Below are 18,200 nucleotides of genomic sequence, written 5' to 3' on the forward strand. Positions count from 1 at the left end.
ATGGTCCTGGCGTCGCAGGCGCAGCACGGCATGTGGATCACGGAGGTGATGCACGGCACCGGCACGGCCTACCACATGCCCTTCGCCATGTGGTTCGACGGCCCGCTGGACCGGGAGGCGATGCTGGCGGCGTGCCGGGCGGTGGTCGCGCGGCACCCGGTGCTGGGCTGCGCCTTCGAGGAGCGTGACGGCTCGCTGCACCTGGTGCCCGCCTCCGGCGCCCCGCCGATCGCGTTCGTCGTGGAGCCGGACCCCCGTCTCCTGGTCGAGCGGGAGATCGCGCTGCCGTTCGAGCTGTCCGCCGGGCCGCTGGCCCGGTTCACGCTGGTGGAGATGTCGCCGTCCCGGCACCTGCTGCTGTTCGTGGGTCATCATCTCGTCTTCGACGGCATCTCGAAGGACCTGCTCGTACGGGATCTGGCCGCCGCCTACTCCGGGGCCCCCTCCCCGCCGCTGCCCATGCCGTACGGGACGGCGGAGGAGCCCTCGCCGGAGGCGCGGGCGTACTGGCGGGCGCGGTGGCGCGAGGTGCCACACGTCGTGATCAACGGGGCTTCGAGGACGCCGCGACTGGCCGAGCACGGCGAGACCGTGCTGCGCGACCTGACCCACGACCTTCCCGACCTGCCCGGGTTGACCAGATTCCAGGTGTTCCTCGCCGCCGTGCACGCCCTTCTGCACCGGTACGGCAACGCCGACACGTCCGTGGCCGTGTCCATGTCGACCAGGACCGCCGAGACCCGGGACCACATCGGCCTGTTCGCCACCGAGCTGCCGGTGTTCTCGTCGTTCCCGCCCGGGGGCTCCTTCCGTGAGCTGGCCCTGGGCCTCAGGGACGAGCTGCGCGAGCTCAACGCCTTCCGCGAGGTGCCCGTGGCCAGGGCGGTGGGCGGCATCAAGCCGAGGGCGGCGCTCGCACCGGTGTCCATCAGCTACCGGCGGCGCGCGCCCGACCAGGTCTTTCCCGGCCTGAGCCTGTCGGTGGACTGGAAGATGTCCAACCACATGGTCAGGAACGCGCTCCACCTGCAGGCCGTCGACGGCGCCGACGGCCTGCTCCTGACGCTGCACCACAGCCCGGACGTGATCTCCCGGCGGGACGTCGAGCTGGCCGCGGACCACCTCTCCGCGGTGCTGCGCGCGGTCTCCGCCGATCCGGAGGTGCGGCTCGCCGACCTGCCGCTCCTCGGCGCCCCCGTGCCCGCCCCCGTGCCCGCCCCTGTGGCCGCCCCCTTGGACGCCACCGTGGACGCGCCCGCGGCCGGGCTCGCGCACGCCGGGGCCGGCGGCGAGCTCGTCGAGGGGGAGCTGATCGAGCAGGTGCGGCTGATCTGGATGGAGGTCCTGCGGATGGACCACATCGCGCCGGACGAGGACCTCTACGACCTCGGCGGGCACTCCCTGACCATCACGCAGATCAGCGCGCGGATCAGGAAACGGCTCGGGGTCGAGGTGCCGTTCGACGTGTTCCTCGACGATCCGACGATCATCGGGGTGGCCGCGGCCATCGACGGGCTGCGTTCATGATCTCCCTGGGCCAGGAGCGGCTCTGGTTCCTCCAGCGGCTCGACCCGTCCGACGCGGCCTACCGGGTCGCGGTGGTCCGGCGGCTGCGCGGGGCACTCGACGTCGAGGCGCTGACGAGGGCGTTCGGGGATGTCGTGGAGCGGCACGAGTCGTTGCGCACGAGGTTCCCCGACCAGGACGGGCTGCCGGTCGCGGTGATCGACCCGCCGGGGCCGGTCCCGGTGGAGCTCATGGCGTTCGAGCGGCCGGCCCCGGAAGGGGCCGCGCTCGACGAGGTCGCGCGGCTGCTCGGCGAGCGCGTCAACACGCCCTTCGATCTGGCCTCCGCCCCGCCCCTGCGGATCACGCTGGTCCGGCTGGCGGACGACGACCACGTGCTGTGCGTGGTGCTGCACCACATCATCGGCGACGGCTGGTCCCTGAACGTGCTGATGAACGATCTGGCCGCCTGCTACCTCGCCCGCGTGGAAGGCGTACCGGTCTCCCTCCCCGGCCTGCCCGTCCGCTACGCCGAGTACGCCGACGCGCAGCGGAGCCGCGACGCCGGCGCCGACATCGGCTACTGGACGGGCCGGTTGGCCGGGGTGACGCCGCTGGAGCTGCCCACGGACCGGCCGCGTCCCGCCCAGCGGAGCAGCGCGGGCGACGACGTGGGCTTCGACCTGCCGCCCGAGCTCGCCGGCGCGCTGTCGCGGCTGGCCAGGGCCGAGCGCTCGACGCTGTTCATGGTGCTGCTGGCCGCGTACCAGGTGCTGCTGGCCAGGCATGCCGGGCAGGACGACATCGTGGTCGGCTCACCCACCGCCGGCCGCGATCGGCCGGAGCTGGAGCCGATGGTCGGGCTGTTCGCCTCCACACTGGTGCTCCGGGGCGACCTGTCGGGCGATCCGTCGTTCACCGAGGTGCTGCGCCGTACCCGCCGTACCGTGCTGGAGGCGATGGCGCACCGCGAGGTGCCGATCGAGCGGGTGCTGTCCGCGCTCGACATCGAGCGCGACCTGTCGCGCACGCCGCTGTTCCAGGCGATGCTGGCGCTGCACAACTCCGCGGTCGGCTACGACGAGGCGGAGTCGTTCGCCGGGATGGAGAGCCTGCCGTTCCCGCACGGGGCGCCTCCGGCCATGGTGGACCTGCGGATGGATCTCTGGCCGTCGGGCGGGGGCTGGCACGGGGCGTTGTTCTACAGCACCGAGCTGTTCGACCGGGAGACGGTGACCCGCCTCGCGGCCCGCTTCCTGACCTTGCTGGCCTCGATCGTCGCCGCTCCCGAGACTCGGCTGTCGGAGCTGGACCTGCTTCCCGCCGCGGAGCGCGCGCTGCTCGACCGGGTCTCGCACGGCCCGTCCCTCGAGGTGCCGGCCGCGACCGTGGTGGACCTGGTCATGCGGCAGGCCCGGCTGCGTCCGGAGGCGACCGCCGTCTCGTGCGGCGACGACCACCTCTCCTACGCCATGCTCGCCGCCCAGGCCGTACGCGTCGCGGAGGAGCTGCGGGAGCGGGGCGCGGGGCCCGGAGCCGTGGTGGCCGTCCGCGTGCGGCGGTCGGCGGCACTGCCGGGGACGCTGCTCGGCGTGATGCTGACGGGAGCCGCCTACCTGCCGATCGACCCGGCGCTTCCGGAGAGCCGGGTGGCCTATGTGCTGGCGGACTCGGGAGCCCGGTTCACCCTGGACGACGCCCCACCCCCGGCCGCCGCCTCCGGATCCGCTGCCTCCGGACCCGCCGCTCCTGGACCGGACGGCGGGTCGGCCGCCTATGTGCTGTACACCTCCGGTTCGACCGGCCGCCCGAAGGGGGTGGCCGTGCCCCACTCGGCGCTGGTGAACCTGCTGGCCGGGATGGAGCGGCTGCTCGGGGCCGGACCGGCGGACGTGTGGCTGGGCAGCACCTCCCTCTCCTTCGACATCGCGGGGCTGGAGCTCTATCTGCCGCTGGTGACCGGCGGGCGGCTGGTGCTGGCCGGTGACGAGACCGTGCGCGACGGCGCCGCGCTGGCCGGGCTGATCTCCGCGTCGGGCGTCACGCACGTACAGGCCACCCCGTCGGGCTGGAACATGCTGCTGTCCGCCGGACTCGACGCCTCCGGGCTGGTGGCGCTGGCGGGTGGCGAGGCGCTGCCGCTCGCGCTGGCCAGGCGGCTGCGACGGAGGGTGGCCCGGCTGTTCAACATGTACGGCCCGACGGAGACCACGATCTGGTCCACCGCCTGGGAGGTCCCCGCCGAGCCCGGCCGGGTTCGCATCGGACGGCCGATCGCCAACACCCACGTCCACGTGCTCGACGGCGCCGGCGCGCCGGCGCCGATCGGCGTGCCCGGCGAGCTGGCGATCGGCGGGGCCGGGCTCGCGCTCGGCTACCTGGGCAGGCCGGAGCTGACCACCGAGCGCTTCGGGACCGGGCTCTACCGGACCGGCGACCGGGTCAGGTGGCTCGGCGACGGCGACCTGGAGTTCCTCGGCCGGGACGACGGCCAGGTGAAGCTGCGCGGACACCGGATCGAGCTGGGCGAGATCGAGACCGCCCTGGAGTCGCATCCGGACGTGCGGCGGGCGGCCGTCGTCGTCCGCGAGGACGAACTGGTCGCCTACGTGGTGACCACGCCTGCCGCCGGGGCCGCCGGTCCCCCGGGCCACCCGGCCGGCCTGCTCGACCACGTGGCCGGCTGGCTGCCCTCCTTCATGGTGCCCCGTGCCGTGGTGGCGCTCGACGCGCTGCCGATGACGCCCAACGGCAAGGTCGATCGGCGGTCGCTGCCCGAGCCGGAGGGGCCGGTCGCGGGCAGGGGAGGCAGGCCGCGCACCGCCCGCGAGCGGCAGGTGGCCAAGATCTTCGGCGACGTGCTCAGGATCGGCGACATCGGCGCGGACGACGACTTCTTCGCCCTCGGCGGCCACTCGCTGCTGGCCACCCAGGTCATCGCCAGGCTGGAGGCCGCGGGGACGACGGTGCCGCTGCGGACGTTGTTCGGGCACCCGACCGTGGCGGGGTTCGCGGCGACGCTGGAGGGCCTGCCCGCCGAACCGGGCCGCCCCCCGGTCCCGCGCCCGCCCGGCACGCTGCCTCCGCTCTCGGCCGCCCAGGAACGGCTGTGGTTCCTGCACCGGCTCGATCCGGGCGACGCCTCGTACAACATGTACGTCGTGCGCAGGCTGCGCGGCCCGCTCGACCCCGAGGCACTGCGGCGGGCGCTGACCGCGCTGCTCGCCAGGCACGAGTCGCTGCGCACCCGCTTTCCCGAGGTGGACGGGCGGCCGGTCGCCGTCGTCGAGCACGCCGCGCCCGCGGCCGTCGAACGGCTCGACGCCCGTGACGAGGCGCAGGCCCGCGCGTGGGTCGCCGCCCGCACCAACGCCCCCATGGACCTCGGTACGGCGCCGCCGCTGCGGATCACGCTGATCCGGCTGAGCGACGACGATCACGTGCTGTGCGTGGTGCTCCACCACATCATCGCCGACGGCTGGTCGATCACCGTCCTCCTGAACGACCTGGCCGTCCTGTACGCCGAAGCCCGGTCGGGCGGCACGGGGGGCCTGGCGCCGCTGATCGTCCAGCACGGGGACGTCGCACGGTGGCAGCGGGAGCAGGACGGGACCGCGGCGCTGGAGTACTGGCGGGAACGGCTCGCCGACCCGCCCACGCTGGCGCTGCACACCGACCGTCCGCACACGCCGGGTCCGGCGCGCGGTGACTTCCACCTGCTGGACATCCCCGCCGATCTGGCCAAGGCGCTGGACGCGACGGCGCGGCGGCACCGCAGCACGCTGTTCATGGTGCTGCTGGCGGCGTACCAGGCGCTGCTGGCGCGGCACACCGGTCAGACGGACGTCCTGGTCGGCTCGCCCACCGCCGGGCGGGACCGGGTGGAACTGGAGCCGATCGTCGGCTATCTCAGCACCACCCTGGTGCTGCGCGGTGACCTGTCGGGCGATCCCACGCTGGACGAGCTGCTGGCCAGGACGCGAAGGACGGTGCTGGACGCGATGGCGCACCAGGACGTGCCGTTCGAGCGGCTGCTGGCGGACCTGGACATCGAGCGGGACATCACCAGGAAGCCGATGTTCCAGACCATGCTGACGCTGAACAGCCAGACCGCGGACGGGGAGCGGGATCGGCTCGGCGACGAGCTGGAGATGGCGTACTTCGACGACGGTTACCGGCAGGCCAAGTTCGATCTGGTGGTGGAGGCCTGGCGGGCGCCGGGGCGGCTTCGGGTCGCGTTCGGGTACGACGCGGGGCTGTTCGACCCGGAGACGGTGGCGGGGCTGGCCGACCGGTTCGCGGTGCTGTTACGCGGCATCGCCGACCCGGACCACCGTCATGCCCGCCTGTCGAGCCTGCCGATGCTCACCGCCGCCGACTCGGAGCTGATCGCCTCGGCGGGCGGCGACGGGAGCGCCGGGCCGGGCGTCGACGTGCCGGAGATGATCGCGGAAGCCGTCGCCGCCCACCCTCACGAGCCGGCCGTCGTCTGCGGGCCGGAGAGCGTGACCTACGGCGAGCTGGCCGAGCGGGTCTCCCGGCTGGCCGCCGAGCTGACCAGGCACGGCGCGCGGCCTGGTGACGTGGTCGGCCTCCGTCTCGGCCGGTCGGTCGACGCCGTGGCGGCGATGCTGGCCGTCTGGCGCACCGGAGCCGCCTACCTGCCCCTCGACCCCGCCGATCCCGTCACCCGCCACCGGCACATGCTCACCACGAGCGGCGCCCGCCTGACCGTCTCCGACGGCCTGCGCGTCTCAGGCGGCCTCCCCGTCTCCGGCACGAACCGTCATCCCCACGATCAGCTCGTCCCGGACGGCCAGCTCCTCCCGGACGGTCGCCCAGGCGGCCCGGATCCCCGCGACGGCCTCGCGTACGTCATCTACACCTCCGGCTCCACCGGCACCCCCAAGGGGGTGGCGGTCGAGCACGCCGGCCTGGCCGCCCGTGTCCGGTGGATGCGCCGCGAGTACGGCCTGCGGCCCGGGGATCAGGTGGTCCAGCTGGCCTCGTTGAGCTTCGACACCCACGCCGAGGAGCTCTACCCCGCTCTGGCCGCCGGCGCCACGGTCGTGCTCGTCCCCGACGGCGGCGCCACCCTCCCCGATCTGCTCGCCGCACGCCCCGGCATCACCGTGCTCGACCTCCCGACGGCGTACTTCCACCAGCTCGTGGACCTGATCGACGAGATCGCCTGGCCGGCCGCCCTGCGCCTGGTCGTCATCGGCGGCGAGCAGGTCCGCGCCACCGCGCTGGCCCGTTGGCGCGGACGGTTCGGCGACCGGGTGCGACTGGTCAACACGTACGGCCCCACCGAGACCACGATCGTCGCGACCGCCACCGATCTGGCCGGCGACCCGGACCCGCGCCCGCCCATCGGCCGCCCGATCGAGGCCACCACCGTCCGGGTCCTCGACCCCCACGGCGCGCCCACCCCGCCCGGCGCCCCAGGCGAGCTGTACATCGGCGGCCCGGGCGTCGCCCGCGGCTATCTCGGCCTGCCGGAGCTGACGGCCCAGCGCTTCGTCCGGCTCCCCGGCGGGGACCGGTACTTCCGCACCGGTGACCGGGTCCGGCTGCGCCCCGACGGCCTGCTGGAGTTCCTCGGGCGCATGGACGAGCAGGTCAAGGTGCGGGGCTTCCGCATCGAGCCGGGCGAGGTCGAGCACTGCCTGCTCACGCATCCGGACGTGCGGCAGGTCGCGGTGCTCGCCAGGGACGGCGAGCTCGTCGCCTACGTGGTGGGCGAGGCGGCCGAGCTGGGCCGGCACGCGGCCGGGCGGCTTCCGCCGTACATGGTCCCCACCCGCTGGGTCGTCCTCGACGCGCTCCCGCTCACCGCGAACGGCAAGCTCGACCGCGGCGCGCTGCCGGAGCCGGACCGCCCCGCGGGCCAGGAGGCCACGCCGCCGCGGTCGGACGCGGAGGAGCTGGTCGCCGACGTCTGGGCGGAGGTGCTCGGCGCGGACAAGGTCGGCGCGTTCGACGACTTCTTCGCGCTCGGCGGGCACTCGCTGCTCGCCATCAGAGTGGCGGCGCGGCTCCGGGCGATCGCGGGGGTGGACCTGCCGATCCGTACGCTGTTCGCCCGCCGGACCGTCGCCGACCTGGCGCGCGCCGTCGAGGAGGCGTTGCTGGCGGAGGTGGCCGGGCTGTCCGACGAACAGGCGCTGAGCATGCTGGACCCGGAGGACACGGCGTGAGCGAGCTGACCCAGGCCCAGCGGGCGCTGCTGACCCAGCGGTTGCGGCGGCGCGGAAGCGTCGCGACGATTCCGCGGCTGCCGGAGGGACAGGCGCCGCCGCTGTCCTACGCGCAGGAGCGGCTGTGGTTCATGGAGCAGTACGCGCCGGGCAACCCCGCGCACACGATCCCGTTCGTCCGGCGGCTGCGCGGCCCGCTGTCCGCGGAGCTGCTGGGTGACGCGCTGGACCGGGTCGCCGCGCGGCACCAGCCGTTGCGGACCCGCTTCCCGGTCGGTGACGACGGGCAGCCGACGGTGACGGTCCCGGCGGACATCGCGGTCCCGCTGACCATCGCCGCCGACGACGACGACGGGGCGCGGGCTCTGGTCGACCGCTTCCTCGCCGAGCCGTTCGACCTGGTGACCGGGCCGGTGATCAGAGCCCTGCTGGTACGGCTGGCGGCCGACGATCACGTGCTGGCCATCGCCGTCCACCACATCGCAGCCGACGGCTGGTCCGCGAACGTCCTGCTGCGCGAGCTCCTGACCTGCTACGACGGGGGCCCGCTGCCCGAACTGCCGGTCACCTACGGGGACTTCGCCGCCTGGCAGCGCGAGCGGCCCGGCGGCGCGGACGACGTGGCCTACTGGCGCGAGCGGCTGGCCGGCCTGCCGCCGCTGGAGCTGCCCTCGGACTTCCCCCGGCCGCCCGAGCTGACCTACCTCGGTGCGGCACACCCTTTCCAGGTGGACCCCGCTCTGGTGACGCGGCTGGAGCGGCTCGGGCGGGAGCACGGCGCCACGCCGTACATGGTGCTGCTGGCGGCCTTCGCGGCGCTGCTCGGCCGCTACGCCGGGCAGGACGACGTGGCGGTGGGCTCCCCGGTGGCCGGGCGTTCGCTGCCGGAGCTGGACGGGCTCGTCGGCTGCTTCATCAACATGCTCGCCATGCGGGTGGACCTGTCGGGCGATCCGTCGTTCCTGGAGCTGGTGCACCGGGTGCGGGACCTGTCCATGGACGCCTACGCGCATCAGGAGCTGCCGTTCGAGCGGCTGGTGGCGGAGCTGAACGTGCCGCGCGAGGTGTCTCGGTCGCCGCTGTTCCAGGTGCTGTTCGCGATGCAGAACTACGGCGGCGAGCCGTCATCCGCCGGCGGGCCGGCCGTCGAGGGGTTCTCGCCGGGGGTGTGGGCCACGCGGTTCGATCTGGAGCTGTACACCGGTGGCGATGGTTCGTTCCTGTTCGTCTACAACGTCGCGCTGTTCTCGGCCGAGCGGATCGCGCGCATGGCCGGGCATCTCGGCGCCCTGCTCGACGGGGTCGCGGCCGACCCGTCGGCCCCCGTCTCCACGATCGAGCTGCTCACGGCTCCGGAGCGGGCGGAACGGGAGCGCTGGAACGACACCGGGCTCGACCTGGGCGCGGCCGGCCTGTTGCACCGCCCGTTCGAGGAGCGGGTGCCGTACGCGCCCGATGCCGTCGCGGTCGACCACCCGGGCGGCGAGATCACGTACGCGGAGCTGGACCGGCGGGCCGCGCTGCTGGCCGCCGAGCTGACGTCGGCGGGCGTGGGGCGCGGGGAGCTGGTGGCGGTCGTGATGGAGAGGGGGTGGGAGCAGGTCGTCGCGGTGCTGGCCATCGGCAAGGCCGGAGCGGCGTACCTGCCGGTCGACGCGGACCTGCCGGACCGGCGGCGCTTCGAGCTGATGGCGCGCGGCGAGTGCCGCGTCGCGGTGACCCAGCCGTGGCTGGAGCTCACCTGGCCCGCCGGCGTGACCCGCGTCCCGGTCACCCCCTCGACGGCTCCGCCGGCCGCCCCAGAGTGCCCGGCGGAACCGGACGACCTCGCGTACGTGATCTTCACCTCGGGCTCGACCGGCAGCCCGAAGGGCGTGATGATCGAGCACCGAGCCGCCCTGAACACCGTCCGCGACCTCAACCACCGCTTCCACGTCGGCCCGCGCGACCGGATCCTCGCGCTGTCCGCCCTCAGCTTCGACCTCTCCGTCTACGACATCTACGGCGCTCTGGCCGCCGGGGCGACCCTCGTCATGGGTGAGCCGTCGGCCGACAAGGACCCCGCCGCCTGGGCCCGCCTGGTCACCGAGCACCGCGTCACCGTGTGGAACTCGGTTCCCGCCCTCATGGAGCTCCTGGTCGACCACGCCGAGCACGAAGGCACCGACCTGAGCTCGCTGCGCCTGGTGCTGCTGTCCGGCGACTGGATCCCGCTGACGCTCCCCGGCCGGATCCGCGCCCTGGCCCCGGAGGCCGAGATCATCAGCCTGGGCGGCGCCACCGAAGGCTCCATCTGGTCCATCTTCCACCCGATCGGCGAGGTGGACCCGGGCTGGTCGTCGATCCCCTATGGCCGTCCGCTGGCCAACCAGTCCTTCCACATCCTGGACCGCGGCCTGTGCGACGTGCCCGTGGGCGTGCCCGGCGACCTCCACATCGGCGGAGCGGGCGTGGCCACCGGCTACTGGCGCGACCCGGAACGGACCGCCGCCGCCTTCGTCGCCCACCCGCGCACCGGCGAGCGCCTCTACCGGACCGGTGATCTGGGCCGCTACGCCCCGGACGGCACGATCGAGTTCCTCGGCCGCGCCGACGCGCAGGTGAAGATCCGCGGCTACCGCGTCGAGCTGGGCGAGATCGAGACCCATCTCGCCCGCCACCCGGACGTGGCGGAGTGCGTGGTCACCACCCACGGCTCGGGCACCCGGGCGCAGCTGGTGGCGTACGTGGTGGGCCGGGTCGATCCGGTACGGCTGCGCGGCCACCTCACCGAGACCCTGCCCGCGTACATGGTCCCCACCCGCTTCGTCCCCCTCCCCCACCTGCCTCTGACGGCCAACGGCAAGGTGGACCGGCGGCGCCTGCCCGCCCCCACGTCAGCGGCGGGCGACGCGGAACCGGGCGGGCACGTCGCACCCGGCACGGAGGCGGAGCGCCTGGTCGCCGCGGTCTGGGCCGAGGTGCTCGACGTGTCGGCCCGCGACGGCTCGGCTTTCGGCGTCGATGACGACTTCTTCGACGTCGGAGGACACTCCCTGCTGGCGATCAAGGTGGTGGCCAGGTTGCGCAGGGTGTCGCCGCCCGGCGCGGCGCCCATCGCCGTGGTGGACCTGTTCAAGCACCCGACCATCCGCGGGCTGGCCGCGCTGCTCGACGGCACCGCCACCGCGTCGCGCGGGCTCCTGCACGAGCTGACGCCTCGCCGTGCCTCCCCTCCTGAGCTCACCTACGTGTGCGTGCCGTACGGCGGAGGCGCGGCGGTGGTGTACCAGCCGCTGGCCGACGCCCTGCCGGAGACGTACGCCCTGTGGTCGCTCGCCATCCCCGGCCATGACGTCGGCCTGGACGAGGAGCGGCTGCCGCTGGAGGAGGTGGCGGCCCGGTGCGTGCGCGAGATCCAGGAGAAGGTCCGCGGACCGGTCGCGTTGTACGGGCACTGCGGCGTGGGGTCGGCCCTGATCGTCGAGATCGCGCGGCGGCTGGAGGCGGCGGGACGCGAGCTCGAAGCGGTGTACATCGGGGCGATCTTCCCGTTCGCCCGCCCCCGGAGCGGGCCCATGGCGGCGCTGTCCAAGCTGGCCAGACGGGAGTTCCTGCGGAGCGACCGCGGCTATGTCAACTGGCTGACGTCCATGGGTCTGGACATGGGCGACCTGGAGCCGGGACAGGCCCGGCACATCATCAGGAACATGCGGCGCGACAGCGAGGCCGCCGAGGAGTATTTCACCGGGTTGTTCGAGAGCTCGGTGGAGCGGCTGCGGGCGCCGATCATCAGCGTGGCCGGAGAGCACGACCCGGCAACCGAGTACTTCGAGGAGCGGTATCGCGAGTGGCACTTCCTCACGCCCACGGCCGCCGTGGTGGAGTTGGACGAGGCGGGCCACTTTTTCCTGAAATATCGGGCGGCTGAGCTCGCCGAGATCGTCACCCGCACGCATCTCGCCCTCGCACCGAGCGAGCCCGACCCAGCCCCGGCAGCTGCCCCGGCATCAGGACCCGTCGCAGCGCCCGTCACAGAGCCGGGGGCGGCCTCGGAGGCTGTGGGCGGGGTCAGCTGGCGGTTGCGGGAAGTGTCGCGGGCCGGGGCGCGGACCGCGCCGGCCGGGCCGCAGCCGAGCATGAAGCGGTTCACGGCCGTCGCCACCGGTCAGCTGGTGTCCCTCCTGGGGTCGGCGCTGACCGGGTTCGCCATCCCCCTCTGGATCTATCTGACCACGGGCTCGCTGGCGCAGTTCGCCCTGCTCTCCGTGATCGGGCTGCTGCCGGGGATGGTCGTCGCCCCGCTGGCGGGCGCGATCGTCGACCGGGGGAACCGCCGGGCCGTCATGCTCGGCGGTGACGCCGCCGCCGTCGGCGCCCAACTCGTGTTCGGGACACTCCTCTGGACGGGCAACCTGCAGACCTGGCACGTCTACCCCCTCCTCGCGGTGCTGTCCGTGGCGCTCACGTTCCAGCGGCTGGCCTACACCTCTGCCGTGCCGCAACTCGTCCCCAAGCGTTACCTCGGGCACGCCAACGGCATCGTCCAGATGGCCGGTGGCATGACGCAGCTGCTCGTCCCCCTCGCGGCCGTCGGGCTGATGGCCGCGATCGGGCTGGAGGGGATACTCGTGCTCGACGTGGCCAGCTACGTGTTCGCGATCGGGGTGACGTCGCTGGTGCGCTTCCCCGCCGCGATGGCCTGGCGCCGGAAGGAGCCGGTCCTGGCGGAGATGGCGGCCGGGTTCCGCTACTCCTGGGGGAACGCGGGGTTCCGTCAGATGCTCGTCTACTTCGCGGTGCTCAACATCTTCCTGTCGCCCCTGTTCCTGCTGATCTCGCCGCTGGTGCTCTCCTTCGGCACGCTGGCGGACGTGGGGCGGATCTCGTTCGTGTCCGGGCTGGGGGTCTTCGTCGCCGGTCTGACCATGACGGCCTGGGGCGGCCCGAGGCGGGGGCGGATGCGGGCGGTGCTGTGGTGCACGCTGGCGCTGGCGGTGTTCTGCCTGGTGACGGGGCTGCGGGCGGATCTGGTGACGATCGGGATCGGGGCGTTCGGGATGTCGCTCTGGGTGACGCTGCTGAACGGCATCTATGCCACGATCGTGCAGGTCAAGGTGCCGCAGCGGTTCCACGGGCGGGTGTTCGCGCTGAACACGCTGATCGCCTGGTCCACCCTGCCGCTCGGCTTCGGGCTCGTGGCGCCGTACGGCGCGGCGGTCTTCGACCCGCTGCTCGCCCCCGGCGGGGCGCTCGCCCCGACCGTGGGGGCGCTCATCGGGACCGGCGCCGGGCGGGGGGTGGGGCTGATGTACCTGCTGTTCGCCCTGGCGATCACGGTGGTGGCGGTGGTGGCGCTGCGGTCGAGACTGCCGGGGCTGCTCGACAGGAGCGCCGACGCGACCCCGGACGACCTGGTCGGGCTACAGGCCCTCGGGCGGACGCTCTAGGGTCTCCTTCAGCGCCTGCAGGAACAGGACGACCTCCCTGCCGTTGACCAGCCGGTGGTCATAGGCCAGGCCGATCGCCGCCACCGTCCGCTCCCCTTCGGGCTGTGGTGAGGTGAGGGCGACGGCGCAGGCCTGGCCGGGGAAGACGATCGGGACGGCCATGATGATGTCGGCGTCGTGATGGAGGGTGACGACGATGTTCCCGCCCGTGAGGTGCTCTTCACCGAAGCCGCCGTGCTGGGCCAGCCTGCGGAACTCGGCCAGGCGCTCGGCGATGTCCGGCACGGTCAGGCGGTCGCGGATCACCGGCACGTACAGGCCGGTTCCCATGTCGATCGTCACCCCTACGCGTGGTCGATCGGGGATGCGGACGGTCCGGTCGTCGACGAGCTCGGCGAAGAACATCGGGAAGTCGGCGTGCAGCCGGGCGACGGCCGCGATGAGCAGGTCAGGGAGGCCGACCAGCCTGCGTAGTCGCCTGGTCAGGGTCCGGGCCGTCGTCAGGGCGGGGGTTACGTCCACCTTTATCGCGGTGTAGCCGGCGGGGATGGTCTGGTGCGACCGGGTCACGGTTCGGCCGACCGCGCGCTGGTGGTTGGACAGCGCACGAGTCTGCCCGCCGGCGGTGGAGATCTCGGCGGCGAGCCGTTCGACGTCGGTTCGCCGCACCACCTTGACCTCCAGCCCGGCCACCAGCGCGGGGTCGAGGCCGAGCTCGTCCAGCAACGCGCGCGCGGGGGCCGTGACGATCGGCCCGCCCGCTTCGGGGACCGGCTCCGGCTCGGGCTCCGGCTCGCTGTCCGGCTGCGGCCGGGCGGCGGGCACCGGGCCGACTCGGGCGATCAGCTGGCCGGGGGCGCACGTCGCACCGGTCCGCACCAGCTGGGTGAGCACCCCGTCCTGCTCGCTGACCAGCTCGTCCACCGTCTTCGACGTCTCCAGCGTCACCAGCGGGTCATCCCGCCGCACCGGCGCGCCGTCCTCGGCCAGCCACTCCAGCAGTGTGTACTCCGAGTCGTTGTTGTTCAGTTTCGGGACCCGGATCTCACCCATCGAGCGCCTCCAGTACGGCCCGGCAGATCGTGCTGTCCTGGAGCACCACGTCGCGCTCCAGGTGAGCGGCCGCGGGGATCACGCTGTCGGCCGAGCTGACCAGGCGGATCGGCCGCCGGAGCGAGCCCCACAGCCGGGTGTGCAGGTCGGCGGCGAGGTGGGCGCCCCAGGTGCCGCCCGCGCTGCCGTCCTCCGCCACGCAGATCAGTCCCGCCTGACCGAGCAGCGGCAGCAGCGCGGCGGGGTCGAACGGGTACAGGCGCGACGGGACCAGCACCGCCCCGGCGAGGTCATGGGAGAGCAGCAGCGTCCGCATGGCGGCGATGGCCCGGTGCGCCACGCCACCCGGAGCGATCACCGCGTAGTCGAGGTCGCTGTCGAACCGCACCACGGCGACGTCTCCCACGAGGTCCCGGGTGAACAGCTCGTCCACGTCGTACATCCGGCGGGTGTAGAGGACCTTGTCCTCGAAGAGCAGGCAGGGCTCTTCCAGCGCGAGCATGCGGTCGAGGACGGCGCGGTTGTCGTGGAACGGCGACATCTCGAAGAGCGACAGGCCGGGCACGCCGACGAAGTGCTTCTGCAGGTTCTGGCTGTGGGTGGGGCCGTAGCCGCGATTGCCTCCCGAGGGGCAGCGGATGATCAGCGGCATGGGGACGCGCCGGCCGTACATGGAGACGGACTTGCTGGCGAAGTTCACGATCTGGTCGAAGGCGAGCGCGGCGAAGTCACCGAACATGATCTCGACGATGGCCTTCTCCCCCGCCAGCGCGAGACCGGAGGCGGCGCCGACGATCGCGCCCTCGCTGAGCGGCGTCGTCAGGACCCGGTCGGGGAAGCGGGTGGACAGGCCGCGGGTGATCTTGAAGGCGCCGCCGTAGGGATCCAGGAGGTCCTCGCCGAGGACGTACACGCCCGGGTCGTCGCCGAGCAGGCCGTGCAGGGCCTGGTTGAGATTCTCGCCGACCCTCACGCGGCGGTCCGGGCGGCCGGGGGGCGGGCGGCCACCTCTTCGGCGATCGCGTCCACGCGGGCGCGGGCCGCCGCCTCGATCCGGGCCGACTGGCCGGGATGCTCGGCCTGGTAGGAGGCGTACCAGTCGGGGCGAACGGCGTCCGGCGGGCGGGTGTCGTCACCCTTGCTGTGCGGGCCGAGGCGGTGCGTGGCGAATTCCACCACCAACGGCGAGCCACCCCGGACGGTCTCCACCAAGGGCGCCAGCTGCCGTCGTATGTCGGCGACATCCAGGCTCGACACCCGCGTGTGCCCGATCCCGAAAGCGGCGGCCCGCCCCGCGACGGTGCCCGCCATCTGCAGCTCGGTCGGCGTCGACTGGGCGATGCCGTTGTGCTCCACCACCACGAGTAGCGGCAGCCGCCAGAGCCCCGCCATGTTCAACGCCTCGTACACCGCTCCCTCGCCCCACGTCCCGTCACCGATGTACACGCAGGCGAGCGCGCCGGGCTCGTGCCGCTTCAGGTGCAGGGCGACACCCGCGGCCACCGGCAGGCTCTGCCCCTGCACCCCGGTCGACAGGTAACGGTCGCGGCGCAGATGCTGGCTGCCCCCCACGCCGTCGCACACGGCGCCCTTCCGGCCCATGATCTCGGCGAGCAGCCCTTCGGGGTCCTCGAACCGGGCCAGGTAGTGGCCATGACCGCGATGGTTGCTGAACACCCAGTCACCATCGCTCAGCAGCGGGCGCAGGGAGACGGGAACGTACTCCTGCCCGAGGCAGGTGTGGGTGGTGCCGTTGAGCTCGCCCCGCTCGAAGAGCGCGAGCAGCTTCCGTTCGAAGGACCGGATCAGCAGCAGCAGCGCCAAGTCCTCATCAGCCAGCCTGTTCATAGGCCCCTTGAGTCCCGGGAGAACCTCCAGAAAGGCTATACAACACCGACTTGTCACGTCTACGGCTGATCAGCGGAACGCCGGCGGGCGGCGCCACGCATGAGCCCGGCCAGTCCCAGGAGCAGCAGCCCGGCCGAGGCCCACGCCGCCCAGTCGCCCAGCCGCCCGTACAGGGTGGTCCGCGCGCGGCCGGGCAGTGCGGCGGTGACCGTGGTCATCTCCTTGGCGCTGCGCGCCTCGGCCAGCACACGTCCCCGCGGGTCGCTGACGACCAGCAGTCCCCCGCGGGCGGCTCGGGCGACCGACAGGCCGCTCTCGACCCCGCGGGTGATCGCCATCCGGCTGTGCAGCCAGGCGTCGTCGCCGAAGTCCCACGCGGGGGCGAGCAAGGCGGTGGCTCCCCTGCTGCGGTAGTCGCGCACCAGCTCGGGGAAGTCCAGGTCCTTACAGATGATCAGGCCCCACGTGGAGCCGGGCAGGAAGGTCAGGCTCCTGCCGGGAGTCAGCTCCGACTCCAGACCGGGAATCATGTGCTGTTTGTCGTACTCCACCGGGTAGGCCAGGGCCGCGTTGACCGTCACGTCGCCCTTGCGGAGGACGGCGCCGACGACGACGTCCACACCGGGCCCGCCCCGTGGCAGCGGAGAGTCGGTGCGAAAGGTCTTCTCCGGCAGGATCACCACGCGGGCGCCCCCGGCCGCGGCGGCCTGGATCGCAGAGGTGTAGCGGCGCGAGAGCTCTCGTCCCTGCGGGGAGCTCAGCTCGACCGAGTCGGGCGGGTCGTCGGTGGAGACGAGCGCGACCTGCCGGCCGAGGCCGTCGGCAGGGCCCGTCGAACGCCAGACTCCGTGGCCGAGCGCCAGGCCCAGGATCGCGCCCGCCGTGACGGCGACCCGCAGCCTGCCGGGCGCGCCCGGCGCGAGCACGGCGGCGATGGCGGCAGGCACCAGCAGGAGCAGGAACGTGATGCCCCAGACCCCCGTGAGCGCGGCGGTCTGCAGCACGGGTGACACGTCCGCCTGGGTGTAGGCGAGACTCCACCAGGCGCCGTGCGGCGCCGACAGCGAGACCGCGTACTCCAGCGCCACCCATGCCGCCGGCACGGCCAGCGTCGCGAGGACCTGGCGCCCTCCGGCCAGGAGGGTGCGGAAGAGCAGGGTGATGAGGCCGAACGCGATCGACGTGCCGATGATGATGGACGCCGTCACGACCAGAGGGGTCTCGATGGTGCTGGAGTAGTAGGACCACATCTGCGTCTGACCGCCCAGCCAGGCCAGTGACGCCGAGGCGAAGGCCGTGCCGGCGCCCACCCTGCTCACCACGAGCAGGACCGGCAGGAACGCCACCCAGGTCAGCCAGGGCACCGGATGGAGCCCGGTCCCCAGATGCAGGAGGAGCGCCGACAGCAGAGCGGCGGCGACAGGAGCGAATTTGTTCACACCTCGATGATCTGGACAACGCCCCGGCGGGCGCGTCAGTCGTGAGCGTGATCTCCTGTGTCACTCCCACCGGGGACGACGAGGCCGGACTCATAGGCGAAGGCGACCGCCTGCACCCGGTCGCGGAGGGTCAGCTTGGTCAGCATGCGGCTCACGTGGGTCTTGACCGTGTGCTCGGTGACGACGAGCTCGGCGGCGATCTCGGCGTTGGACAGCCCGCGGGCCACCAGCCGCAGCGTCTCGCGCTCGCGGTCGGTCAGCTCGCCCAGCCTGGCCGCCAGGCGCGGCGCGACGTCGTGGCTGGGCCGCCTGACCAGGTCCTCCAGCAGTCGCCTGGTGGCGGCGGGGGACAGCAGCGAGTCACCGGCCGCGATGGTGCGGACGGCTTCCGCCAGCTCGTCCCTGCGGATGTCCTTGAGCAGGAAGCCACTGGCTCCGGCGCGCACGGCGTCGTAGACGTACTCGTCCAGGTCGAACATGGTCAGCACCAGGACCTTGGCCGTGGTGGCGGCACAGATCTGCCGGGTGGCCTCGATGCCGTTCATGCCGGGCATGCGCACGTCCATCACCACCACGTCGGGCCGCAGTTCGACGGCGGCGGCCACCGCGGACTCGCCGTCGGCCGCCTCGCCGACGACCTCCATGTCCGGTTGCGAGCCGAGGATCAGGCCGAAGCCCGCCCTGAAGAGATCCTGGTCGTCGGCGACAAGCACACGCAGCATGAT

8 protein-coding genes are annotated in these 18,200 nt (G+C 73.1%); 3 read left to right on the top strand and 5 right to left on the bottom strand.

All coding sequences use genetic code 11. The features are described from left to right. Genes MTP10_RS29660 through MTP10_RS29670 form a run of 3 tightly spaced genes read left to right on the top strand, consistent with a single transcriptional unit; the run spans position 1 to position 13,135 of the window. Entirely contained in the window at positions 1-1,527 is a 1,527-nt protein-coding gene (locus MTP10_RS29660) for a condensation domain-containing protein (RefSeq protein WP_310713216.1), read from the top strand. Then, positions 1,524-7,706: a non-ribosomal peptide synthetase gene (locus MTP10_RS29665; protein WP_310713217.1), complete on the top strand. Its 6,183-nt coding sequence runs from the start codon at positions 1,524-1,526 to the stop codon at positions 7,704-7,706. Before MTP10_RS29660 ends, MTP10_RS29665 begins: the two co-directional genes overlap by 4 nt. Then, positions 7,703-13,135, top strand: a complete 5,433-nt coding sequence (locus MTP10_RS29670; RefSeq protein ID WP_310713218.1) for a non-ribosomal peptide synthetase — start codon at positions 7,703-7,705, stop codon at positions 13,133-13,135. Before MTP10_RS29665 ends, MTP10_RS29670 begins: the two co-directional genes overlap by 4 nt. Here the strand turns inward: MTP10_RS29670 and MTP10_RS29675 are convergent. Genes MTP10_RS29675 through MTP10_RS29695 form a run of 5 tightly spaced genes read right to left on the bottom strand, consistent with a single transcriptional unit; the run spans position 13,109 to position 18,197 of the window. Next, on the bottom strand, positions 13,109-14,188 hold the full coding sequence (locus MTP10_RS29675) for a 2-oxo acid dehydrogenase subunit E2 (RefSeq protein WP_310713219.1): 1,080 nt from the start codon (positions 14,186-14,188) through the stop codon (positions 13,109-13,111). The genes MTP10_RS29670 and MTP10_RS29675 overlap by 27 nt on opposite strands. Then, a complete protein-coding gene (locus tag MTP10_RS29680; protein WP_310713220.1) occupies positions 14,181-15,161 on the bottom strand; it encodes a transketolase C-terminal domain-containing protein in 981 nt (326 codons plus the stop codon). The genes MTP10_RS29675 and MTP10_RS29680 overlap by 8 nt, the downstream gene beginning before the upstream one ends. Further along, the gene (locus MTP10_RS29685) at positions 15,158-16,036 is read right to left on the bottom strand and encodes a thiamine pyrophosphate-dependent dehydrogenase E1 component subunit alpha (protein WP_310713221.1); all 879 of its coding nucleotides are present in this window, start codon (positions 16,034-16,036) and stop codon (positions 15,158-15,160) included. The genes MTP10_RS29680 and MTP10_RS29685 overlap by 4 nt, the downstream gene beginning before the upstream one ends. A 59-nt stretch (positions 16,037-16,095) precedes the next feature. Next, positions 16,096-17,475: a nitrilase-related carbon-nitrogen hydrolase gene (locus MTP10_RS29690; RefSeq protein ID WP_310713222.1), complete on the bottom strand. Its 1,380-nt coding sequence runs from the start codon at positions 17,473-17,475 to the stop codon at positions 16,096-16,098. Positions 17,476-17,510: 35 nt separating this feature from the next. Further along, positions 17,511-18,197, bottom strand: coding sequence for a response regulator transcription factor (locus MTP10_RS29695; RefSeq protein ID WP_310713223.1), 687 nt, complete (start codon positions 18,195-18,197; stop codon positions 17,511-17,513). Between the last annotated feature and the right edge of the window lie 3 nt (positions 18,198-18,200).

It is taken from the genome of Nonomuraea sp. 3-1Str, from assembly GCF_031570565.1.
Lineage (GTDB): Bacteria > Actinomycetota > Actinomycetes > Streptosporangiales > Streptosporangiaceae > Nonomuraea.